At 50.3% G+C, this 22,036-nt stretch carries 18 protein-coding genes; 15 read left to right on the top strand and 3 right to left on the bottom strand.

Annotation, left to right across the window (positions count from 1 at the left end):
* Positions 1-3: 3 nt before the first annotated feature.
* The 3 genes from ABD07_RS03585 to ABD07_RS03595 form a co-directional block, all read right to left on the bottom strand.
* Complete coding sequence (locus ABD07_RS03585) at positions 4-4,035, bottom strand: PAS domain S-box protein (RefSeq protein WP_160817153.1); 4,032 nt, start codon at positions 4,033-4,035, stop codon at positions 4-6.
* 186 nt (positions 4,036-4,221) lie between these two features.
* The gene (mgtA, locus tag ABD07_RS03590; RefSeq protein ID WP_160817154.1) at positions 4,222-6,726 is read right to left on the bottom strand and encodes a magnesium-translocating P-type ATPase; all 2,505 of its coding nucleotides are present in this window, start codon (positions 6,724-6,726) and stop codon (positions 4,222-4,224) included.
* A 41-nt stretch (positions 6,727-6,767) separates the two neighbouring features.
* Positions 6,768-6,932, bottom strand: coding sequence for a hypothetical protein (locus tag ABD07_RS03595; RefSeq protein WP_160817155.1), 165 nt, complete (start codon positions 6,930-6,932; stop codon positions 6,768-6,770).
* 203 nt (positions 6,933-7,135) lie between these two features.
* Between ABD07_RS03595 and ABD07_RS03600 the strand changes: the two genes are divergently transcribed.
* The 15 genes from ABD07_RS03600 to ABD07_RS03670 all read left to right on the top strand — a co-directional run bounded on the left by ABD07_RS03600 (position 7,136) and on the right by ABD07_RS03670 (position 21,991).
* Entirely contained in the window at positions 7,136-7,969 is an 834-nt protein-coding gene (locus ABD07_RS03600) for a PEP-CTERM sorting domain-containing protein (protein WP_108697902.1), read from the top strand.
* A 127-nt stretch (positions 7,970-8,096) separates the two neighbouring features.
* A complete protein-coding gene (locus ABD07_RS03605) occupies positions 8,097-9,470 on the top strand; it encodes a substrate-binding domain-containing protein (RefSeq protein WP_160817156.1) in 1,374 nt (457 codons plus the stop codon).
* A gap of 528 nt (positions 9,471-9,998) precedes the next feature.
* The gene (locus tag ABD07_RS03610) at positions 9,999-10,934 is read left to right on the top strand and encodes a CysB family HTH-type transcriptional regulator (protein WP_160817157.1); all 936 of its coding nucleotides are present in this window, start codon (positions 9,999-10,001) and stop codon (positions 10,932-10,934) included.
* A gap of 285 nt (positions 10,935-11,219) precedes the next feature.
* On the top strand, positions 11,220-11,903 hold the full coding sequence (locus ABD07_RS03615) for a zinc metallopeptidase (RefSeq protein ID WP_160817158.1): 684 nt from the start codon (positions 11,220-11,222) through the stop codon (positions 11,901-11,903).
* A 144-nt stretch (positions 11,904-12,047) separates the two neighbouring features.
* Positions 12,048-12,482 carry a type II secretion system major pseudopilin GspG gene (gspG, locus tag ABD07_RS03620; RefSeq protein ID WP_108697907.1) on the top strand — a complete coding sequence of 145 codons (435 nt, stop codon included), beginning with the start codon at positions 12,048-12,050 and terminating at the stop codon, positions 12,480-12,482.
* Positions 12,483-12,491: 9 nt separating this feature from the next.
* Complete coding sequence (locus ABD07_RS03625) at positions 12,492-13,676, top strand: type II secretion system F family protein (protein WP_160817159.1); 1,185 nt, start codon at positions 12,492-12,494, stop codon at positions 13,674-13,676.
* 35 nt (positions 13,677-13,711) lie between these two features.
* Positions 13,712-15,364, top strand: coding sequence for a GspE/PulE family protein (locus ABD07_RS03630; RefSeq protein WP_108697920.1), 1,653 nt, complete (start codon positions 13,712-13,714; stop codon positions 15,362-15,364).
* Positions 15,345-16,178 carry a hypothetical protein gene (locus tag ABD07_RS03635; RefSeq protein WP_160817160.1) on the top strand — a complete coding sequence of 278 codons (834 nt, stop codon included), beginning with the start codon at positions 15,345-15,347 and terminating at the stop codon, positions 16,176-16,178. Before ABD07_RS03630 ends, ABD07_RS03635 begins: the two co-directional genes overlap by 20 nt.
* A complete protein-coding gene (locus ABD07_RS03640; protein WP_160817161.1) occupies positions 16,166-16,714 on the top strand; it encodes a PilN domain-containing protein in 549 nt (182 codons plus the stop codon). The genes ABD07_RS03635 and ABD07_RS03640 overlap by 13 nt, the downstream gene beginning before the upstream one ends.
* Positions 16,711-17,292, top strand: coding sequence for a hypothetical protein (locus ABD07_RS03645; protein WP_240142397.1), 582 nt, complete (start codon positions 16,711-16,713; stop codon positions 17,290-17,292). Before ABD07_RS03640 ends, ABD07_RS03645 begins: the two co-directional genes overlap by 4 nt.
* A gap of 5 nt (positions 17,293-17,297) precedes the next feature.
* Positions 17,298-17,867, top strand: coding sequence for a hypothetical protein (locus ABD07_RS03650; protein WP_160817163.1), 570 nt, complete (start codon positions 17,298-17,300; stop codon positions 17,865-17,867).
* A gap of 110 nt (positions 17,868-17,977) precedes the next feature.
* Positions 17,978-20,146, top strand: coding sequence for a secretin and TonB N-terminal domain-containing protein (locus tag ABD07_RS03655; RefSeq protein ID WP_240142398.1), 2,169 nt, complete (start codon positions 17,978-17,980; stop codon positions 20,144-20,146).
* 7 nt (positions 20,147-20,153) lie between these two features.
* On the top strand, positions 20,154-20,663 hold the full coding sequence (locus ABD07_RS03660; RefSeq protein WP_160817168.1) for a type II secretion system protein: 510 nt from the start codon (positions 20,154-20,156) through the stop codon (positions 20,661-20,663).
* Between the two features lie 2 nt (positions 20,664-20,665).
* The gene (locus ABD07_RS03665; RefSeq protein WP_338040492.1) at positions 20,666-21,055 is read left to right on the top strand and encodes a type II secretion system protein; all 390 of its coding nucleotides are present in this window, start codon (positions 20,666-20,668) and stop codon (positions 21,053-21,055) included.
* A gap of 39 nt (positions 21,056-21,094) precedes the next feature.
* Positions 21,095-21,991 carry a hypothetical protein gene (locus ABD07_RS03670; RefSeq protein WP_160817166.1) on the top strand — a complete coding sequence of 299 codons (897 nt, stop codon included), beginning with the start codon at positions 21,095-21,097 and terminating at the stop codon, positions 21,989-21,991.
* Positions 21,992-22,036 lie beyond the last annotated feature (45 nt).

The following is a 22,036-nucleotide window of genomic DNA, read 5'->3' on the forward strand; positions in this document are numbered from 1 at the left end:
CCGTCAAGTTTGCGTTTTTTGCCCGCCGGATTGTAAAAACTGATCCAAAACTTGAATAAGCTGATTCGGGTCGAAAGGTTTGGGCAGGTAAGCGTTCATGCCGATTGCCAGGAACTCCTGTTGATCGTGTTCCATGATATTGGCGGTCAAAGCGACAATCGGGATGGCGGTCAGGTGTAATTCCTGGCGGATGCACCGGGTTGCTTCCAATCCATCCATTTCCGGCATTTGGATGTCCATGAAAATCAGATCGAACGAAGATCCGGCTGTTTTCAGTAAATCCAGACATTCCACGCCATTTTGCGCCACACTCACCTTGATGCCCCAGCTGGTTAGCAATTCGGTGATCAGCAGTTGATTGAATTCGTTGTCCTCCACAACCAGGATATGCGCACCGCTGAATTGCTGCTGGCCGGGAATGGCTGGCTGGTGCGCTTGATGGTGTGCGGTTTCGCTAAACAAGGCGGTAACGGTATCCAGCAGATTCAACGGTGTGAAAGGTTTAATCAGCACGTTGATGGTGCTGTTGGCCTCAAACTGATTCGAGAATGCGGGATCGATATTATTGCTCATCACTATGATCTTGGGACGGCGTGACGCAGGTAATGCAGCTTCTATCGCATGGATGGTGTCGCGATAATTCGTATCGGTTAAGCGTGTCATCAACAACAGCAAATCAAACGGCACCTGACTGGGATCGGCGAACATTCTGAGCGATGCCGTGCTGTTATCCACCGCAACCGCGCTCCAGCCCATGGATTGAACAATTTCCGCGATGACGCCGCGTGTGGCCGCACGGTCGTCAACGATCATGACTTTGAGTGATTGCAAGTGAGCGGGAATGGTCACCCAAGGTTCCCGGTGCTGATTTTTGTAGTGTAACTGGACCGTGCAATGAAACCGGCTGCCCTGGCCATGTTCGCTTTCGGCCACGATGTTGCCTCCCATCAACTGCGCCAGCCGGTATGAAATCGACAAACCCAGTCCGGTACCGCCGAACCGGCGTGAAATGGATGAGTCGGCTTGGGTAAATGCTTGGAACAGATGCGCCATTTGCCCGGGCGTCATGCCGATACCGCTATCGGTGATGCTGAAAACCAGTGTGGCGATATCGGCATCGTTAGCCGGAGCGATGGCGATGCGGATAATGACTTCGCCGCGATCGGTAAACTTGATCGCATTGTTGATAAGGTTCACGAAAATCTGGCTGAGCCTCAACGGATCGCCGATAAACTGGCGGGGCACATTGGGTTCGACATAAAAAAGCACATCGATGGTTTTGTCTTTTGCGGCGATTGAGGCAATGGCGGAGAGGTTTTCCAGAATCGTGTTCAAATCGAAAGCGATATGATCCAATTCAATTTTGTTGGCTTCGATTTTGGAGTAATCCAGAATGTCATTGATAACGCCCAATAAAATATTGGAGGAGCCTTCAATATTGCGCAAATAACCGCTTTGGCGCGCATCCAGGGTGGTTTTGCTTAATAAATACGCCATACCCAGTACCGCATTCATCGGCGTGCGGATCTCATGCGACATCATCGCCAAGAAACGGGTTTTGGCGTTACTGGCGGCTTCCGCTTGCTGGCGCGCTTCGATCAGCATGGTTTCGCGCTCTTTCCGTTCGGTGATGTCCTGATGGGTGCCGAACATCATGAGCGGTTTGCCATCGGCGGTCCAGCTGGACACCTTGCCGCGATCCAGCACCCAAATCCAATGTCCCGCTTTATGACGCATGCGGGCTTCGCATTCGTAAAAAGGAATTTTTCCGGCGAAGTGATTGTTAAGCAGCACTTCGGATTGTTTCAAATCATCCGGGTGCGCATACTTTAGCCAGATTGCAATCGATGTCGGGGCGATTTCCTCGAGGGTATAGCCGAGCATTTCGGCCCAGCGCTGATTGAAAATGACTTCCCCGGTTTGCACGTTCCATTCCCAGGTGCCGATGTGCGTGCCTTCAATAATATTGGATAAGCGCAGGCGTTGATATTCGAGTTCTTTTTCGTGTTGCTTGCGGCCGGTAATATCGCGTGACGAAGCGTAAATCAGTATTTTTCCCGAGACCTCCAGTCTGCTGGCATTGATTTCAACATTCATGATCGTGCCGTCTTTACGCCGGTGCAGTGTTTCAAAAACGCTCGGTGTTTTCGAGACCTCACGGACTGCGGCGATCAGATTTTCTTTGGGAATCATGGCATCCCAATCCATCACATTGAGCCGGGCGGTTTCTTCGTTGGAATAGCCCAGCATCTTGGCGAAGGCGTGGCTGAATTCCACGATATTGCCGTCCTCATCGAGAATGTGAACGCCATCGCTGGCGAGTTCCAGTAAGGCTTCAAATTTCAGCGATATATTTTTTAATTCGGTGATATCGCTGGCGTAGCCATTCCAGATAATGCTGCCGTCAGCTTGTTTCTCGGGTTTGGAGTGCGCATGTATCCAGCGGATCTCGTTTTGCGTGGTCATGACGCGGAAATCAGCGTGCCAATCGATCAATGTGGCGGCGGATTCCTGAATCGACCGGTTAAATGTTTCGATGTCCTCGGGGTGGATGATGGAAATGGCTGATGCATCCGTGGTAATGCTTTCAGGCGATACACCGAGGATCCCGGTTATTCCTTTGCTGGCATACGGTACGCAATTCCGTCCGTCCGGAAACAGCTGGAATTGGTAAATAAAGCCGGGAATATTATTGGATAAATCCTCGAGGAATTTATGGCTTTTGATAAGCTGAGTCTCAAGATTCTTGCGTAAGGTGATATCCACTAAGGTAACCAAATGATTCTTGGCCAGTGTATCTTCGGACTCAAGCGGTGAGGCTGTTGCAATCACACTGCGCAGGGAGCCGTCCTTGCAGTGGATAATGACATCGATGGGTTCAAAAGGAGTGTTCCCCTGGACTGCTTTTTCCAGATTCTCGCGCCAGGAGGTTTCCACCCGCTGGCGGTACGCTGGATCGGGATAGGCCTTGGGCCACCAGTCCGCTAACGTTGGAATATCGTCCAAGGTATAGCCAAATGTCTGCACAAAGGCTTTGTTCAGGAAGGTGATATTCTGCTGATCATCGTTGATTGCCTTGGGTATGGGGGAGTTATCGATAATCGCGTAAAGTCTGGCTTCGCTTTTGCGTAACTCCGCTTCCACCTGGCTACGCTCGGTGAATAGCACGCTGACAAATTGCGCCGTGAGCGAAATACCCAAAATGAAGATATTCATGTCGAAGATCTGCGGATAATCATCCACGACGAAAGGGCCGAATTTGCGCGCTGTTTCAAACAGCGACAGTACCGTGATTGCACTGCATATCAGGGATACGACGGCTAGTTCACTCTTAATCGCAATCCATAACAGCAAGGGAACATAAATCACCAAGGCGAGGGAAATGCCGCTGAACGTGGAATTACCGAAAACCAGCCATGTGGCGGGCAGCATCAAGATAACCGGCACGAGGGCATTGCGCATGGATTGCCACATGCGGGCGCTGCGGCCGCGCGAAGAAAACAAAATCAGCAAAAACGGCGTTACCAGCAATTGTCCCAGGCAGTTGCCAAACCACCAATATGCCCATGCCTGGAAGTAATTCTGTGATTCCTGGATAACATTGAAGAATGACAACGCCGCCGTTCCGAAGGTGGCGCTCAGCGGTTGCAGCACTAAAAAGATCAGGGCAACCAGCCGGCTGAGGTCATACACCCTGGTGAGCGCCGGATCCAGTTTCCAGCGCCTGAATAAAGCCGCCGCAATCACGGCTTCAACGCTGTTAATGGCGGAGATCGCCAGCGCGGGTGGCAACTCCAGTCCGCTGCTTAAAGCGAGCGCCAACTGTCCGACGAAAACGCCTGGCCAGACCTTGCGCCCCAGCAAGATGGCGGCGGCCAGTGCAATGCCTTCCGCGACAAAGAAAACCGGTGTGACAATGAAATGCGAGACAGAGATCAAAAAACTGATATGGCCGAATACAAAGTACAAAACAGCGAGCGCAAGCAGCTGAAAAATATAATGACGATAGGAAACCGGCTGATTGTTACTGAACATGAAAAGGCAAAGAGTCGATTGAATGGGCAGTGAATGCGGGTTGGGCTATAAGCATCGCTTGACGTGGCATAAAGTGGAGATTATCACGATGGAAATTAAAACAAAATGTGCTTTTTTAATGGCGATGAAGAATCGCCATTTTTTCAGAGAAAACGGACAGCGGCTGCAGGTGTTCTATCAACGATCCTATGGCGCGGCCGGGTTGTTGCGGGATTTGCTCAGACGTTTATAGAACCACTGTTTGCAGTACTCCACTGTCAGCAGATAAGTAACGATCAAAATAGCCAGCAGTCCGAAGAACATCAATGGCAGCGCTGTGAAGCCCAGGTAATGCGCCATCGGGCTGATGGGGAGCAGCATGGCGATGGCGACGATACTGAGCGAAGTGACCGTCAGCCAGCGGTTGGGATGGCTGTGCAAGGGGTTGCGCCGGGTGCGGATGATGAAAATGACCAGTACTTGCGTGGCGATCGATTCCACAAACCAGCCGGTGCGGAACAGGGTTTCATCCGCCTCAAACACGGTGATCAGCAGATAGAACGTAACGAAATCGAATATCGAGCTGATCGGGCCGATGGTCATCATGAAGTTGCGGATAAAATTCATGTCCCATTGGCTCGGTTGCGCCAGATCTTCCTCATCGACATTATCCATCGGCAAGGTGATTTCGGAAAGATCGTACAACAAGTTATTCAACAGAATTTGCAGCGGCAACAAGGGCAGGAACGGCAGGAAGAGCGTCGATGCGGCCATGCTGAACATATTGCCGAAGTTCGAGCTGGTCGCCATCATGATGTATTTCATCACATTGCCGAAGGTGCGGCGTCCTTCCATCACACCGGCATGCAAGACTTTCAAATCGTGTTCCAGCATGATCATGGACGCAGCCTGCTTGGCCACATCGACCGCGCCGTCCACCGAAATGCCGATGTCGGCGGTATGTAGTGAAGGCGCGTCGTTGATGCCGTCGCCCAGATAACCCACGACATGCTTGCGTGCCTTGAGCGCCAGCAACACGCGATTCTTTTGCGCCGGATTGACGCGGCAAAACAGATTGACTTCTTCCACGCGGGCAAGCAGTGCATCATCTTGCATGATAGCGATTTCATTGCCGGTCAGCACGCCGGTAACCGGCAGATTCAGCTGGTTGCAAATGTAGCGCGTAACCCGTTCATTATCTCCGGTTAAAATCTTGACCTGCACGCCACTCGCCTGTAGTGCGGCCAGAACCGGTCCAGCGCTGATTTTGGGCGGATCGAGAAAAGCCGCAAGACCGGCAAATACCAGTTCGCTTTCGTCGGTTACGACAGCGTGGGGGTGATCCGGCGCGACCTCGCGCCAAGCAATAGCCAAGACGCGAAAACCATCATTGCCGAATTGATCGAGCAGTTGAGTAATCGATTGCCGCACGGTTTCATCGAGCGAAACGATGGCGCCGGTTTCATCTTCATACTGGGTGCAAAGGTTCAGGATGTCTTCGGGAGCGCCTTTGACGGCCAGGATGCGGGTTTCTTCACGCTCTACCAGCACTGATACGCGACGGCGCTCGAAATCAAACGGTACTTCGTCAATTTTGCTCCAGCCCGCAACCGCTACTTCGTGGTGCAGCAAGATGGCGTCGTCGAGCGGGCTTTTGAGACCGCTTTCAAAATAACTGTTCAAATAGGCAAGTTCCAGTACACGCTGGGAGCCTTGACCCAATGCATTGACGTGATGTTCCAAATGGATTTTCGCTTCGGTCAGCGTGCCGGTCTTATCGGTGCAGAGGATATCCATCGCGCCCATGTCCTGAATCGCCGATGGCCGCTTGACGATCACGTTCAATGCGGCCATGCGCAATGCGCCGCGCGTGAGCGTGACCGATACCACCATGGGTAATAATTCCGGTGTGAGTCCTACCGCCAAGGCCACTGCAAACAGGAAGGATTCGAGCAAGGGGCGGTGCATCACGATATTGACCAGCAAGGTGAACAGAACCAGCAGGAAGGTAAAGCGCATGATCAACATGCCAAACTGGCGTATGCCGAGCTCGAATGAAGTTGGCGGCGGTTTCTTCTCGAGGCTGTCGGCAATCTGCCCCAGCGCTGTCGATTGTCCCGTGCGGGTGATTCTGGCCCGGGCCGTGCCGCTGATCACCGTACTGCCCATGAATACCGCAGCTTTTGCTTCCAAGTCCCAGGGATCGGCGCTGACCGGTGCATCGGCATGTTTCTCAACCGGGTAGGCTTCACCGGTGAGTTGCGATTGATTGATAAACAGATCCTTGGCGTCGAGCAATTGACCGTCGGCAGGAACCAGATCGCCCGCCGACAAGGCAATGATATCGCCCGGCACTAACTGTGTAACCGGAATCTCGGATAATTTTCCGTCCCGTAATACCGTAGCGGTTACCGCAACTTGCGCCGCCAGTTTTGCCGCCGCCTGACCGGCGCGGTACTCCTGAATGAAATCCAGTGTGACGCTCATCAGGATGATGACGCCAATAATGAGCGCGCTGACTCCGTCACCATTCAACGCTGAAATGCTCACTGCGACGAGCAGTATCAATACCAGCGGATTGTAGAAATGGGCGAGAAACTGCACAAGGACGTTGCGCTGCCTGACGGGTTTGATTTCGTTTGCGCCGTGCTGCTTTAACAGAAGAGCTGCTTCCGCATTGCTTAAGCCGGTATCCATCTGATCTTTAATCATTTTCTAGCCCTCCGGGCTTATGTTGCATGATTATAGCGGCTTTATGCACGCAGGGTGACGCAGTCTTCGGATACGTTTAATCCCGCTTCATTGATGGCGTGCGCGGATTGCCGGTAGATCCCGGTTGCCGAGTTGCGTGCGCCTCGCGTTTCATCCCGTTTCCCGCCGCTTTTGCCGTGCAGATCTTTTATATGAATAAACTTCATAACTTAACAATTTTTTCTTCTTTGTGGAATTTTTTAATAGTTACTACACTGCAAGCACAGGAAACTGTATGAGGTAGCTGCAAGGGTTCAGGGATAGAGTCCACTCATTTTTCTAATGCGAATATCTTGTTCACATTGATGAGCTATCCCGGAGGTCACTGCAGTCTGGTTTTTTCTGTTAATCGAAATCAAGGAGAGTCTAAATGAGATATCGTAAAACTAAGTATCTAGGGGCAGTCTTAGCCCTGGCTGTATCAGGTCCTGCATTCGCAGCTTTCAATGGAGATCAAAGCGCCGGTGGAAGCAGTTCATTGTTGTTCAGCGCCTATGAATCCGTAAGCGGTTATTCTTTTACACTGGATACAGGTAGCCGCAGAGATGACTACTCTGCATCCATTCCATTGTTTACTCCTCTCAGTTTTAATCTTGCGCTGGATACCAACTGGAATACTTTTTTGGCTGGCGTAGGCGCAGCGCACTTTTCTGATATCAGATGGGCTGTAACTGCCGGTGATACCAGTGTTATCGATGGCGATCTCAGAAGTTTTCTGACCACGGCAGCCAACGGTTTGGATATTGGCACCAACGGCAATGGCACAACCAATGCTCAGTTGAACCAATGGAATGTCAATTACAATTCGTTTATTAATGCAAGCAATGGCGGGGATGGAACAGTCTTCGGCTTTGGCGGGCAACCCTCCACGGTGCATTTAAAAGAAGGCCCAACCGACTTTGCGTCGTATGAAGTTTCCATTGGCAGTAACTGGAGTGGTAAAGCGAAATTCGATACCACCGGCGCACTGGGCGAGACCCTCAATTTCTATGAAGCAAACATAACGAAATCGCCGAGTGGTGGAGTAGTCAGCCTTACCAGAATCACAACGGATTTACTGGGAACCGTATCGTTGACCAACGATGGATTGCTCTCAATCTCACCTATTTCTCCTGTACCGGAAGCGGATACTTGGGCCATGCTCTTGGTTGGCCTTGGTTTGATGGGCGTAACAGTCCGCCGCCGCGCAGGAATCGTGTCTTAGTTTCTCCGTAGCACATTACTCCGTCTTATTGAAGAAATCGGCATCTGTCGATGCCGGTGTGAGGGTGATTTTGTCTGAAAAACTGCAAAATCACCCGGTGCATAACTCATTTTTAAGGAATATTAAAATGAAACTGAAATTCGGACATATTATTGCATCTCTCGGCATGGTGTTATCCAGTCAGGCCTACGCGCTTAGTGTGGATGAAATCAATGCAATACCGCCTACACGCGTTCTCTACGTTGGCGGTGGCGCGGAGCAAAACGGTGTATTTGAAACCATAGCCTCCAAGCTGTTCACAGCAGGTTCGGTGTCATACATCACTGACGATACCGGTGCTCCTCCCGCCAAGGGCAGATCGTTCCGCGCAGTGGCCGGTACCGTATCGATAGGCAGTCTGGCCGGTCAGAACTGGATCGTTGCTTATCGTTCCCTGGGTGGCGTGTTTGCTAACGGAATCGCTCCGCTGGTTACACCGAATCCACCGCTGACAAACTACTATCAAATTCAAAACAATATCACGTCAACCGGCCTCGCAAATCCAACTTTCAAGATTACCAATTTATCAACTTTTGTACCGGGTCAAAGACCGGCCGTTGGCCTGGCAAATCTGGAGCTGGCAATTTTTACCGGTTCGAATCTGCCTACCGGCGCCAGCGCGCTTACTGCCGGCCAATTGGCTCAATTGGTTCAAACACCGCTTTATAACGTGGTGAACGGGATTGCCGCAACCAACAATCTCGCCGACGCCCTTGTGGCGGCAACGCTGGCCGGTCACCGTCCAGCCAGCCTGGATAATGGACTGAGTAAAGCCGAAATTGCCGGTATCCTCTCGGGTACCATCACGAATTGGACTCAAGTGCAGGGTCTGGAAGCGCTGGACAAACCGGTCATACTGATTGACCGCAATGCCGGTTCTGGTGCTAAGGCAGCAGCGAATCAGTATTTCCTGAATAATCCGGGTGGATCTGCGTTCAGCGGCGGCATTCCTCCGGCAAACCAAGGAGCCGAAGCCGGCATTGGCGATATTGTTAATTTTGCCTCATATGCCGTGCGTACTGAACCCAGTGCAGGCAACGTACCCGGCGCACTTGACAATGTATTCAACAAAGGCGCTTATGGAATCGGTATTCTTGGCCTGGAAAATGCACCGTCCGTGACGAGCAAATGGCGATTCGTGGCCATTAACGGCGCAAGAGCAACAAATCCGGCCGGTACCGCTTTCGACAAGCAACAAGCGATTTCAGGCCAGTACGATTATTTCTTCCAGGCTTCGGTCAACTTACGCAAAAGCGTGACCGGCGATCAACTCGCATTGGCTAACGCATTCATCAATAAAGCGAAAGACCCTGCGGTAATTACAACCGTAGCAGGCACGGTGCTTGATCCGGCCGAGTTTCCAGAAACTGGCAATGCAACACTGGATGCATTCCGCGCCCATGGAACACGTTTCGGTAATTCCACCGCGCCATTGCAACTGTTGGAACCACCCGCACCGTAATACAACTGGCTCTGAAGTTATCCCGGCAGGCGTTCTGATAACACAGGCGCCTGCTGTTGATATAAATCTTGCCATGGGTTTAAAACCGCCGTACCCGAATAAATATGATAGGTTGTGCAGGAATAAACAAGTGCATGCTGAAGCATGCTTTTGTATTTGTATTCCGCGCATTTGTCAGTATAAATACGATGCCATCGCATAAAGATGTTCTGTGATAACTTGGTTTGAAAAAGCGGTTGCGGAATCCGGTGTTTTGTCTGGCCGGATAGCGTCGTACAATGCCCGGGATAAATCATCGATGGCTTATAGCAGGCGGTATCTCCGGAGAACGCCTTGCTCAGTTTTTGAGCCATGTTAAACGTTTGGCATCGCAGTGAACCAATCCCCCGGTAGCTTTTGTGATAGCGGTAAGTTTTTCCTGCTTTCCGGCTTGTTCGATGACTCGATGGATGATTGACTGGAATACACGAAACCGCTTACCGCAGAAATCGCATGTATGTTGATGATTAAATAGCTGAGAGATAGGAAATGAATTTCCAACAACTTCGAATTATTAATGAAACAGTCCGGCAGAATTATAATCTGACCGAGGTAGCCAATGCTTTGTTTACATCACAATCCGGTGTGAGCAAGCATATCAAGGATCTCGAAGACGAATTGAATATTGAACTCTTCATTCGTAAGGGGAAGCGGCTGATTGGCCTGACAGAACCGGGCAAGGAATTGGTGAAAATTGTCGAGCGCATTTTATTCGACACCAAGAATATCAAGCGCCTGGCCGAACAGTTCAGTAATTATGATCAAGGGCAATTAATTATCGCGACTACGCATACGCAAGCACAATATGCATTACCGCCCGTGGTGACGGAGTTCAAGAAAATATTTCCCAAAGTTCAGCTGATACTTCATGAATCCAGACCTGGAGAAATATTGTCAATGCTGATCAACGGCGAAGCTGATATCGGCATTGCGACGGAAGCATTGGAAAATGCTGTTGATCTTGTATCCTTTCCTTACTATACGTGGCAGCACGCCATCATTGTTCCTGCGGGACATCCTTTGCAATCGTTACAGCCGCTTACGCTGGAAGCCATTGCGGAGTTTCCGATTATTACTTACCACCAAGGTTTGACCGGGCGGTCCCGCATCGACCAGGTATTTGCCAAGGCGGGATTGATACCGGATATCGCCATGTCCGCTTTGGATGCCGATGTGATTAAAACTTACGTGAAACTGGGATTGGGTATCGGCATTATTGCTTCTGTAGCATTTTCTCCCAGAAGAGATGAAACATTAGTCAAGCTTGAAAGTGAATACCTGTTTGAAATGAATACCACTTTTGTGTCGGTGCGGCGTAATCATTATCTGCGTAGCTATGCGTACCGGTTTATTGAACTTTGTATTCCAACATTGACTGAATCGATCATTCGTTCCGGCGTCAAACCTTTGATTGACGCTGAATAAAGGAAGTTTTGCGATAAATTTTATCCGGATTGGTAGACGAGATATCCGCTTGATCAAATAAATGACGTGATTTGATTGTTCTGATCGGCAAATCGAAATAATCGATTTGCCGGTAGTCTCAGCAACTCAATGCGATACTTTATTTCTGAGTTTATCTTTGAAGCAAGCGGTATAATTCAGTAGTATTCTCCTGATACTTGATTAACAAGAGATATTTCCGGACGTATGTGAGATGGCGGGTAAGTCTTGTGTGGAACCAATTATTCGTGCTGATATCTCAAGTCTATGCTTTATTTAATACTTGTCATTGTTATCGTTGCGCTCATTGTGGGCCCGTCCTACTGGGTTAAGCATACCCTGGCAAAATACAGTCATCCTGAAGATCGTTATCCGGGCACCGGCGCTGAGCTGGCGCGTATTTTGCTCGATTGGGCCAACTTGCAAACAGTGAAAGTTGAGGTATCCGAGCAGGGCGATCACTATGATCCGATAGCAAAAGCAGTGCGCTTGACAGCGGATAAATTTAACGGCAAATCGCTGACAGCGATTACGGTTGCGGCGCATGAAGTCGGGCACGCCATCCAGGACCGCGATGGCTACTTGCCCCTAAAATGGCGGACACGGCTGGTGCAAATAGCCGCTCCGGCGGAAAAATTGGGCGCGGTGATTTTGATGATCGCACCGATTGTCGCAGTGGCGCTGCGTGCGCCGGTAGCAGGCGCTCTGTTTCTCGCCGGTGGTTTGTTAACGTTGGGGAGCGCAGTAGTCGTGCATATGGTGACGCTGCCGATGGAATTGCATGCCAGTTTCGCCCGGGCGTTACCCATGCTGGAACAAGGCAAGTATCTCATTCAGGGTGACGAGCCGCATGCACGCAGGATTCTGCGCGCCGCAGCATGGACTTATGTATCCGCTTCGTTGATGGCGCTGCTCAATATCGGCCGGTGGTGGGCGATTCTCCGGCGCTAGTGCGGCTGAATCGCGGGAATTCCGCGGTATATGTGTGATATTCCGTCTTGACCCTGTCATACGGGCAACTTACCATACAAGATTTGAAACTGAATTCATAAGCTAATCCATTAGAGATCAGTATTTTTTTGTTAGAGGACAAATATGGTGCAATTGGTTGGGCAACAAAAGGCAAAAGCAGTGCGCGGCTTCACACTGCTCGAATTACTCGTGGTCATGGTTATCATCGGTTTGCTGGCTGCCTATGTTGGGCCTAAGTACTTTTCGCAAGTCGGCAAATCGGAAATAAAAATGGCGCAAGCGCAAATCGATGCACTGGAAAAAGCGTTGCATCAATACCGTTTGGATGTAGGGAGCTATCCGGGCACGGAACAAGGCTTGACCGCGCTGGTTACGCGCCCCAATAATGAGGCGCGCTGGCAAGGGCCTTACCTGTCCAAGCTGCCGCCAGCCGATCCTTGGGGCCGCCCGTATGTGTACAAGTATCCGGGTGAACGTTCCGAGTTTGATTTGCTCTCTTACGGTAAGGACGGACAGCCTGGCGGTGAGGGCGAGGCGGCTGATATTACCAACTGGTAAATTGCGCGCATGCGTTATGAAGTGAAGGCCGTCATGTCCGGGCAAGGCACCGTGCACCTTGAGCTGGAAGCGAACAGCGAGGAGGAAGCCCGCCGCCAGGTGGTTGAGCAAGGCGGTATGGTTCTAAGCATACGGCGCAGCTTCTCGGGATTCTCGCTGAAAGCGAAAAGCCATTTTCCGCTGGTTCACTTCAGTCAGGAATTGTTGTCGTTGCAGATTGCCGGTTTAAGTCTGGTCGAGAGCATCGAAACGCTGCTCGAAAAAGAACAGGACAGCAGTAACCGCAAAATCATCCAGAATATTCTGGACCGATTGTATGAAGGAGTGACATTCTCACAAGCGCTGCAAGAATTTCCACAAGCATTTCCACCGCTCTATATCGCCACGGTTCGCGCCAGTGAGCGTACTGGCGATCTCTCGGAAGCGCTGACTCGTTTTATCACTTACCAGACACAGATGGAGTTTGTGCGCAAAAAACTGGTTGGCGCATCGATTTATCCGGTGCTGTTATTGGTGATCGGTTTTCTGGTATCGATTTTTCTGATGGTTTTTGTGGTGCCTAAATTCAGTGCTATTTATGATGATATGGGTAGCGATTTACCCTGGCTTTCGTTATTGCTGATTAAATGGGGTCAATTCGTTCATGAGCGCGGCTGGGAATTGGCTATTGCTTCGCTGGCGTTGCTGATTGCAGCAGGCTACACAGTAAGCCGGTCAACCTTTCGCGCCAGTGTCATGCAGCTCTTGTGGCGCGTTCCGGCCATTGGTGAGCGCATGCGCGTGTATCAGCTGGCGCGTTTCTACAAGACGCTGGGTATGCTGCTGCGCGGCGGTATACCGATCACGCAAGCGCTGGAAATGGTCAGCGGTTTATTGCAAGCGCATTTCCGCCCCAAAGTGGCAGCCGCGGCCAAGCATATCCGCGAAGGCAGAACGATTTCCAGCGCGATGGAATTGGAAGGACTGACAACAGCAGTGGGTAATCGCATGCTCCGTGTGGGCGAGAGAACGGGTTTAATGGGCGATATGATGGAACGGATCGGTAATTTTCACGATGAGGAAATTGCGCGTTGGGTCGAATGGACAACCAAATTGATCGAGCCATTGCTGATGGCGGTCATCGGTATTGTGATTGGCGGGATTATTATTCTCATGTATATGCCCATATTTGAACTGGCGGGAAGTATCAATTGATCGAAGCGCAGGTACAAACCGTAAACAAACCGTCGATGGAGATCAACCATCTGGCCGATGCGCAACAAAAAGCGCTCGAACAGAATGTTTCCGTTATTCAGGTTCTGGAAGAAAGAGGCGGTTATACGCCCGATGAGCTCATGCAGCAGCTCGGTCAGCTATTGCACATGCCGGTATTGGACATGAAAGCGATTCACGCACTCAGCCCCGCTTTTGATGTGCTTTCGTTTTCCGAAGCCATGATGCATGAATGTGTTTTATTCCGCCGCGAACAAGACTATCTGCTGGCAGTCAGTAATCCATTCTCGACAAAATTACGGGCATGGGCGGAAGAACGTTTTGCTGTCGCTGCGGAGTGGTATTTGGTACATCCCGCTGATTTGAGCGCTTTTTTTGCCCAGCAGGAAAAAACCATGCGCGCCATGGATCAAGTGCTGCCTTCCACAGAGCTGGATAAAATACAAAGCGGTATTGAGGATTTATCGTTAAAAAGCATCAACGAAGGTACCAGCCAGGTGGTGCGCTTGGTGCATTCCACCTTGTATGACGCGCATAAATCACAGGCCAGCGATATTCATCTGGAAATGACGGCAGGCGCATTGTCGATAAAATACCGCATCGATGGCGTGCTAAGCTCAATCGGCGTAATACAAGGCGCAGACTTGGCCGAGCAAGTCATTTCCCGGATTAAAGTGATGTCCGAGCTGGATATTGCCGAACGCCGCGTGCCGCAGGACGGCCGTTTTAAAATTTCCATCCAGGGGCGGGAAATCGATTTCCGGGTTTCCATCATGCCGAGTATTTTCGGTGAGGATGCGGTCTTGCGGATTCTCGACCGGCAAGCATTATCCGATCAGATTGAGGGGTTGACGTTAAACCAATTGGGTTTTAATCAAACGGCGATTGCCAGTATCCGCCGTCTGAGTTCGGAACCGTATGGCATGCTGCTGGTTACCGGGCCGACCGGAAGCGGTAAAACGACATCGCTCTACGCCGCGATTTCCGAAGTGAATAAAGGCAGCGATAAAATTATTACCATCGAAGATCCGATCGAGTATCAGCTTCCCGGTGTGCTGCAGATCCCGGTGAATGAGAAAAAAGGACTGACCTTTGCGCGCGGATTGCGCTCAATTTTGCGGCACGATCCGGACAAAATCATGGTGGGTGAAATTCGCGACTCGGAAACGGCGCAGATCGCCATCCAAGCGGCGCTGACCGGTCACTTGGTTTTTACCACGGTGCACGCCAATAACGTATTTGATGTCATCGGCCGGTTTTCGCATATGGGTGTGGATCCCTACAGTTTTGTGTCCGCGCTGAACGGAATCGCCGCGCAACGGCTGGTGCGTTTGCTTTGTACCCACTGCTCGGTCGACGAGCGTCCGGATGATAAACTGATTGAAGAGTCCGGAATTCCCATCGATGAAGCGGATCAATTCAAGTTCCGCAGCGGACGAGGTTGCGGCCAGTGCCGTGGCAGCGGTTACCGGGGAAGAAATGCAATTGCCGAGATTCTGATCCTGAACGATGAGATTCGTGAGCTGATTGTGGCGCAGGAGCCGATACGCCGCATCAAGGAAGCGGCCAGGAACAATGGTACCCGATTCCTGCGGGAGGCCGCTTTGGATATGGTCAAGCAAGGATTAACCAGTTTGGAGGAGGCCAATCGTGTCACCATTGTGGCGTGATCAAATACAGGTCTTCGTGGCGCCCGGACGAATCGATCTGGTGCGTTCAACGCGCGGGTTCAAACCGGTCCAGGCAGCCAAGGTTACCGTGTGGTGCGAGCCTGCGCAGGATGCGCCGGTTTGGCAGGCCGCTTTGCAGCAGTTGGAAAAACATTTGATGGATGCGGCTGGAGCGCAATTGAGTGTTACGCTATCGAATCATTTTGTACGGTACGTCGCCTTGTTGCCGCAAGCGGAAATCGCAACGCCGGAAGAAGTGAGTTCCTATGCCGCTTTCCGCATGCGTGAAGTGTATGCGGAACGGGTGAATTCGTGGGTGCTGAGTGTGAGCGAATGGACTCCGCTGAGCGGTGCGGTGTGCGCCGCGATTCCGCGCGATTTGATGGTGCAGCTGGAAGAAATGGCGGCGCGGTGCCATTGCACACTGAAAGAGATCGAGCCTTATTTTGCGTCTGTTTATGATCGCTGGCAAAAACTGCTGGATGGCAATAAAACCTATTTTGCGGTCATTGAAGCCGGACGTATTTGCTTGGCTGTGCTGATTAATGGAAGCTGGCACAGCATCCGCAATCAGCGCATTTTGCACAATGTCGCGGCTGAATTGCTCGCGGCATTGGATCAGGAAGCCATCTTGACCGGAAGTAAGGAAGCGATTGAACGGGTTCATGTGTTTGCGCCTGGACATGCGGATTTGACGCTGCCGGAACAGTGCGGATGGTGCATTATTCCGATGCCGGTCGGGAAAATACCGGTATTGCCACATTACCCATCCGGGACAGTTGATGATGACGGGGTAAATCGATGCCACGCTTAAGACTTAAGTTCCCGGATCGCGGCCAATCCGTTCCGCATATAGATTTTTCCATCCTGCTGATCGGATTGCTCGTGCTGGCCGGTGTGCTGCTGCAATTCCGCCAGGTGACTGAAGAAGTGAATCACTGGACGAACCGGGTCGAGCGGCTGGAGAAACATCAGCAGCAGAAAGCTGCGCCGCGCACACGGTCAACGCCGCGGATAAAAGAATTCAGCCAGGAAATCCGCAAGGAAATCACACAAGCCAATGCGATACTGGATCAGATCAATTTGCCTTGGGAAACTTTATTCGATGCCATCGAACATGCGGCAACGGACGAAATCGCCTTATTATCCTTGCAGCCGAATGTGGCCAGCCGGACACTGCGTCTCAGCGGTGAAGCGAAGAGCATGTCCGAGCTGCTCGATTTTGTCGAAGCACTTGAACGTGAGCTGGTTTTTGAAAATGTGCATTTGTTAAACTACAAAGTTAAACAAGATAATCCGCACCGGCCCATTATTTTTCTCCTGACTGCTGTATGGATGCAAGTTTCTTGAAGACCGCAACAATCCAAACACAACTCGACCGCTTGATGCTGCAACTGCGCTGGCAGGCAGGCCGTCTGGGCACGGTTGGAAAAATCGGCCTCGGCCTGATCGTTGTTGCCGGTATTTATTTCTTTTCAGCGGTTTTGCCGCAAGACTCCGATCTGCAAAAGCTGAAGGAACGGGCTGAAGCGCTGCAACTGCAAGAGCTAGCGAAGCAGTCTCCGGGAGAAATGGAAAGCGGCAAGAAATTGAGTGGTGATCAGGCATTGCAAGTATTTTACGATTTCTTTCCGCGTATCGACTCATCGCCTTTCTGGATCCGTGAATTGGTGCAATTGGCTAAAAAGCATGGTGTTGATCTGAGCAGTAGCGAATATCGCTTGATGAACGAGAACGACGCACGTCTGGCGCGTTACGAGATGATATTGCCGGTAAAAGGCCGCTATCCGCAAATTCGCGCTTTTATGGCGGAGGCGCTGGACAAGGTTCCTGCCATGGCTATTTCCGCGGTTGCGCTGAAACGGGAAAATATAACCTCCGACAAACTTGAAGTCCGCCTTGAAATTAACCTTTACTTGAACAAATAAGCGCAATGGATCAAGCTGAGAAAAAGCGGAAATTGATGTTGGGCGGCGCATTGCTAGCCACATTAATCGCTGTGATATTGGTTGAAGAGGAAGAGACATCGACGGATATCGTTGAAACCGTGCAACCGGTAAAACCTGCAAGTACGGGTAGAGACCGGGCAAAAAATCAAGAAAACAGCACGGAGCTGCTGGATGTCGGTAAACTTGGACAGCGGAAATTCAATCCTTTGGCGGGCGAATTGTTTGTATCCACGACATGGGCGCCAAAACAACCGCCGGTCAGCTTCGAGCAGCAAGCTGCTCTGGCTGAGCAAATAAAAAAAGCCGCGCCGCCTCCCGCACCCACAGCACCGCCGCTACAGTTCAAGTATAGCGGCAAGGCCGTTACGGACGATGAAACTTGGGTCTTTCTTTCGCAATCGGGAGAAAATTTCATTACCAAGATCGGTGGAAAAATTAATGACAAATACCGGCTGGATTCGATCAGTGACAGTACAATTGCCGTCACTTATCTACCGCTCAATATAAAACAGACGCTCACTATTAACAATAAAATCGCAGGAACGTTCCGATGAAAAGCTGGAGAATCATTGTCCTCATCATTTTGCTCGCGTCGGTTGCCGGGTGCGCAATCAATAATCGAACATTCGGCACTAGGAATATCGCATTTGACGATGGGCAGAAATTGATTGCGCAAGGTCAATTCGAGAGCGGAATTGCAAAATTAGAACAAGCGCGGCGCGAGGAGCCTGAAAACAGAGACATTCAAACCGTAGTTTTGCGTTTGCGGGAAGAAGTTACTGGTAAGCTCCTTTTTGATGCGGAAAATTTGCGCTACGCAGGAGAATTGGATCGCGCAACCCAAGCCTTTCAGCGTATTCTCAGCTTGTTTCCCTTCAACGAAAGAGCCAAAGAAGGTTTGGAGTCCATCGCGTTAGATCGCCAACATATTGCTAAAGTGGATACAGCGAAAGAGCTGTTAAGAAATGGAGACGTAGCCAAAGCTGAAACGCTGGTGCGTGCCGTGTTACAAGAAAATCCGCAACAATCGCATGCGCGTCAGTTGATTTCGGAAATCAATTTAAATCTATCGCGTCCTGAAGTTACTCATCTCGCACTAGAATCTGCATTCAAAAAATCAGTTACGATGGAATTCAAAGATACTGATCTCAAATCGGTCTTTGAACTCATGTCACGAACCGCCGGGATTAATTTCGTGTTTGACAAAGACATTCGTCAAGACACCAAGATTTCCATTTTTGTACGGAATAACACCATTGAAGATATTCTCAAATTGATTTTGACGACTAATCAACTGGCGTACAAGGTGCTGAACAACAATTCGTTATTGCTCTACCCCAATACGCCGGCCAAGCAGAAAGATTATCAGGAACTGATCGTGCGCAGTTTTCAGATTGCGCATACCGACGTCAAACAAATGGTGGCGATGGTCAGAGGCATCGTCAAAGCGAAGGATATTTATGTCAATGAGCAGCTCAACCTATTCATTATGCGCGATACGCTTGAAGCCATTCGCTTGACTGAGCGATTGGTCAGCTTGAATGATTATGCGGAACCGGAGGTGATGCTCGAAGTGACAATTATTGATGTTTCTCGTACTAACAAATTTTTATTGGGGCCAAATTTCCCTCAATCACTTCAATATAGTTGGGCTGGCCCAGCTGCTCTTACCGCTGGTGCAAATTTTCTCAGTAATTTTAACTTTGATGGCCTCAAAAGTTTTGGTATGACTACTCAAGCGACCATTGATTTTCTACAAAATTTTTCAGCTGGCGATATATTGGCTAATCCCAGAATCCGAGTCAATAATAAAGAAAAAGCAAAAATTCATGTAGGCACTAAAGAACCTTTCTTCACCGCTAATGTTCAGTCCGGTGCTATTGGCGGGGTTGTTACCGCAACGCCGACGTTTATCGATTTGGGGGTCAAGCTTGATGTCGAACCTCGTATTGGATTAAATGACAATGTAACACTAAAAGTTACACTGGAAGTAAGCTCTCTTTTAGAAACAATAAAAAGCCCGCAAGGAGCTACTGCTCCACGCGTTGGAACAAGGAATGCTGAGACTCTTCTCACTTTAAAAGATGGTGAAACCCAAGTGATCGCAGGTCTTCTGGATAATCGAGAAAGGAAAAGCGCCAAAGGTCTTGCAGGATTGATCAATATTCCCGGACTGGATCGATTGACATCGAATCAGGATATTGAAAGAACAAAAAATGAAGTGATATTGCTGATAACGCCTCGCATTATCCGCAATATTCCTAGACCGACTAACTTAGAAAGTGAATATCATTTCGGCACTGCCAGCGAAGCGGGTAAATTGCCCGTTATCATTAAAAAAACAGCAGCGCAATCCCTATCGATTGCACCGGCTGGATCAGGCCGTGGCGCTGCGGCTGCGATTCAGGATGCTTTTTCTCCGCCTGCCGAAGGTCAAGAACCGCCGCCGAATCCATTTGCTAGTGTTGCAGCTTCTGCGTCCGGAGCGCCTTCACTTACCCTGCAATCACCGACCAATGTGGGGCTGGGTAAAGAATTTTCTGTCAGTGTGCGGCTGGTTGGCGCAAAAGCGACGGTTAATAGTGATTTACAGTTAAATTACGAAGCCAGTGCATTGGAAGCGCTGGATGGCGGGGATAAGTCCGGGACGCGTACTATCAAATTAGGCAAGGATCAGGCTTCCGGTCTGGCGGCGCAGCTTCGCTTCAAAGTGATCGCAGCAAACCCGGGTACAACAGAAATCAATATCCAGAATGTCAACGCGGAAGATATGGAAAATGGTCAAGCGGTCGAAGTGACGCCACCGCCGCCGGTCAGTGTCAATATTAAATAATCCGCTTATGGCTGCATCCAGAGTTTCCGTGAAGCACAGAGGATTTACGCTGATTGAATTAATGATCGTGGTGGCAATCATGGCTATTTTAGCGACAGCCGCATTGCCATTGCGGGAGCTCATGGTGAAACGCGAGAAGGAGCAGGAATTGCGCGTTGCATTGCGCCAGATACGAACGGCTATCGATGCCTACAAGCAGGCTACGGACGAAGGGCGTATCACCAAGAAAGCCGATGAATCGGGTTATCCGCCCCGGCTGGAGGAATTATTCATGGGAGTGCCGGATGTCAAAAGCCCCGATAAAAAGATTATTTATTTCCTGCGCCGCTTGCCCGCTGATCCCATGTTTGTCGAACTGGATGTCGCCGGTATCACGGCGACTCCTGCCGCGGATACCTGGGGGAAACGCAGTTATGAAAGCCCCTGGGATAGCCCCAAGGAAGGCGACGATGTTTTTGATGTTCATTCACGTTCGGAAGCCATAGGCCTGAACGGCATTCCTTACCGGGAGTGGTGATGATGAACTTATCCGGGATGCGGAAATGCAGAGGATTTACCCTAATCGAACTGCTGGTGGTTATGGCGATTATCGCGACGTTGTTAAGTATTGTCGCGCCGAAGTATTTTAATTCCATCGATAAAGCCAAAGAAGCCGTGTTACGGCAGGACTTAGGTATTATGCGCAATGCCATCGATCAATTTTATTCGGACTTTGGCAAATATCCCATTGACCTGGCGGAGCTGGTTGACAAACGCTATATGCGCAGCGTGCCGAAAGATCCCTTTACCGAAAGCGATAAAACCTGGGTCGAAGTTCCTCCCAAGAACGAGACGGAATCAGGTGTCTATGATGTTTATAGCGGCTACTCGGGGAGAGCGCTGGATGGCTCGTACTATCAAGAATGGTAAATGACCGGGGCGTGCTCGAATTTTCGCGGTGCACATGATATGCCACGAAGGGAAAGCGGTTTTGTTTATCTTTGGGCTTTGTTCGGAGTAACTCTGGCGGGGATTGTCATGGCCGGGGTAGGTCAGGTATGGCAGGTAAAAGCGCAGCGCGAGAAAGAGGCCGAATTGCTTTATGTGGGTGAGCAATTTCGCAAAGCGATTATGTCTTACTACAACACCGGTACTAAGCAATTTCCAGAAACTTTGGAAGAGTTGCTGGAGGATAAACGCACACCGGCCATCAAGCGTCATTTGCGTAAAATCTATATGGACCCGATCACCAATACAGCAGAGTGGGGCATCATTGATGAACCTCCGCCCGGCGGTAATACAGTGTCCGGTAACAGCCCGGCAGCTAACAAGAATGCAACGACAGGCAATAATGCCGTGCCGGGCAGTAACCAAGCAGCGAGTAATAACCAAACATCAAGTAATAACCAGGCATCGGGCAATAGCCTGCTGGCGCCCAATACCGGGCAGACATCCGGTAATACAACACCAAATCAGGCGTCGAACAATGCAACGCCCAACAGCAGTTCCGGCATAGGTTCCAATCTCACTAAGAGAATCACCGGCGTATACAGCCTGTCGGAAAAGAAGCCCATCAAGAAAGATAAATTTCCAGAGCAATATGCTAAATTCTCAGAAGCGTTAACTTACCGGGATTGGAAATTTACGTATAAACCCGGCGAGGGCGACAGCTCATCGAAACCGGCGTCCAATCAATCCAGACCGAATACGGCGCCGGGAGCTTCACCGTCAAACTCCCCTTTTGCGCCGCAATCTTCTTCAGGCGCAGCTACACCTTCTTCGCGGTCTTCGTCAGCGGGTAGTGCTTCACCGTTTGCACCGCAATCCGGTGCACCAGCAAACTCATCCGGATTTCCGGCGGATTAATAACCGATATTATCTAGTACAGCTGGTAGTGTCTCAGTTTGAAAT

The sequence above is a fragment of the Nitrosomonas oligotropha genome (assembly GCF_009833085.1).
GTDB lineage: Bacteria > Pseudomonadota > Gammaproteobacteria > Burkholderiales > Nitrosomonadaceae > Nitrosomonas > Nitrosomonas oligotropha.

Coding starts and splice junctions, on each gene's coding strand:
- ABD07_RS03585 (WP_160817153.1), bottom strand. CDS start 4,035: ATGTTCAGTAACAATCAGCCGGTTTCCTATCGTCATTATATTTTTCAG.
- mgtA (WP_160817154.1), bottom strand. CDS start 6,726: ATGATTAAAGATCAGATGGATACCGGCTTAAGCAATGCGGAAGCAGCT.
- ABD07_RS03595 (WP_160817155.1), bottom strand. CDS start 6,932: ATGAAGTTTATTCATATAAAAGATCTGCACGGCAAAAGCGGCGGGAAA.
- ABD07_RS03600 (WP_108697902.1), top strand. CDS start 7,136: ATGAGATATCGTAAAACTAAGTATCTAGGGGCAGTCTTAGCCCTGGCT.
- ABD07_RS03605 (WP_160817156.1), top strand. CDS start 8,097: ATGAAACTGAAATTCGGACATATTATTGCATCTCTCGGCATGGTGTTA.
- ABD07_RS03610 (WP_160817157.1), top strand. CDS start 9,999: ATGAATTTCCAACAACTTCGAATTATTAATGAAACAGTCCGGCAGAAT.
- ABD07_RS03615 (WP_160817158.1), top strand. CDS start 11,220: ATGCTTTATTTAATACTTGTCATTGTTATCGTTGCGCTCATTGTGGGC.
- gspG (WP_108697907.1), top strand. CDS start 12,048: ATGGTGCAATTGGTTGGGCAACAAAAGGCAAAAGCAGTGCGCGGCTTC.
- ABD07_RS03625 (WP_160817159.1), top strand. CDS start 12,492: ATGCGTTATGAAGTGAAGGCCGTCATGTCCGGGCAAGGCACCGTGCAC.
- ABD07_RS03630 (WP_108697920.1), top strand. CDS start 13,712: ATGGAGATCAACCATCTGGCCGATGCGCAACAAAAAGCGCTCGAACAG.
- ABD07_RS03640 (WP_160817161.1), top strand. CDS start 16,166: ATGCCACGCTTAAGACTTAAGTTCCCGGATCGCGGCCAATCCGTTCCG.
- ABD07_RS03650 (WP_160817163.1), top strand. CDS start 17,298: ATGGATCAAGCTGAGAAAAAGCGGAAATTGATGTTGGGCGGCGCATTG.
- ABD07_RS03660 (WP_160817168.1), top strand. CDS start 20,154: ATGGCTGCATCCAGAGTTTCCGTGAAGCACAGAGGATTTACGCTGATT.
- ABD07_RS03665 (WP_338040492.1), top strand. CDS start 20,666: ATGAACTTATCCGGGATGCGGAAATGCAGAGGATTTACCCTAATCGAA.
- ABD07_RS03670 (WP_160817166.1), top strand. CDS start 21,095: ATGCCACGAAGGGAAAGCGGTTTTGTTTATCTTTGGGCTTTGTTCGGA.